Source organism: Nonomuraea sp. NPDC050383, assembly GCF_044459125.1.
Classification (GTDB): domain Bacteria; phylum Actinomycetota; class Actinomycetes; order Streptosporangiales; family Streptosporangiaceae; genus Nonomuraea.
Map to the genome: position 1 here is coordinate 1 of NZ_JBITIP010000040.1, position 1,320 is coordinate 1,320.

General features: G+C 55.1%; 1 rRNA gene. It reads right to left on the bottom strand.

The features are described from left to right. A 23S ribosomal RNA gene (locus ACIBG4_RS42315) occupies positions 1-1,269 on the bottom strand; the annotation flags it as partial. Between the last annotated feature and the right edge of the window lie 51 nt (positions 1,270-1,320).

Sequence of the window (1,320 nt, forward strand, 5' to 3'; positions counted from 1 at the left end):
AGTGCCACGACTTCGGCGGTGTACTTGAGCCCCGCTACATTGTCGGCGCGGAATCACTTGACCAGTGAGCTATTACGCACTCTTTCAAGGGTGGCTGCTTCTAAGCCAACCTCCTGGTTGTCTCTGCGACTCCACATCCTTTCCCACTTAGCACACGCTTAGGGGCCTTAGTCGGTGATCTGGGCTGTTTCCCTCTCGACTACGAACCTTATCGCCCGCAGTCTCACTGCCACGCTCTCACTTACCGGCATTCGGAGTTTGGCTGACGTCAGTAACCTTGTCGGGCCCATCGGCCATCCAGTGCTCTACCTCCGGCAAGAAACACGTGACGCTGCACCTAAATGCATTTCGGGGAGAACCAGCTATCACGGAGTTTGATTGGCCTTTCACCCCTACACACAGGTCATCCCCCAGGTTTTCAACCCTGGTGGGTTCGGTCCTCCACCCAGTCTTACCTGAGCTTCAACCTGCCCATGCGTAGATCACTCCGCTTCGGGTCTACAGCATGCGACTCAAACGCCCTATTCAGACTCGCTTTCGCTACGGCTCCCCCACACGGGTTAACCTCGCCACACACCATAACTCGCAGGCTCATTCTTCAAAAGGCACGCAGTCACATCACACACCAGCAAGCTGATGTAAGCTCCTACGGCTTGTAGGCACACGGTTTCAGGTACTATTTCACGACCCCTCACCGGGGCACTTTTCACCTTTCCCTCACGGTACTCGTGCACTATCGGTCATCAGGGAGTATTTAGGCTTACCAGGTGGTCCTGGCAGATTCACACAGGATTTCTCGGGCCCCGTGCTACTCGGGAACACCTCAAGAAGTCCATCCGATTTCGCCTACCCGGCTCTCACGGTCTACGGCGCCCCTTCCCAGAGGCTTCAACTATCGGAAGGATTTATAACTTCTTACAATCTCGGCAGAAACTGTTAGAGGGTCCCACAACCCCGGACATGCAACGCCTGCCGGCTATCACACACGCCCGGTTTAGCCTCATCCGCTTTCGCTCACCACTACTCACGGAATCACATATTGTTTTCTCTTCCTACGGGTACTGAGATGTTTCACTTCCCCGCGTTACCACCAACCGCCCTATACATTCAGGCGGAGGCAACACCACATGACTGGTGCTGGGTTTCCCCATTCGGACATCCCCGGATCAACGTCTGGTTGGCGACTCCCCGAGGCTTAACGCAGCCTCCCACGTCCTTCATCGGCTCCTGATGCCAAGGCATCCACCGTGTGCCCTAAAAAACTTGGCCACAAAGATGCTCGCGTCCACTATGCAAATCTCAAACAACAAACAGCAACCA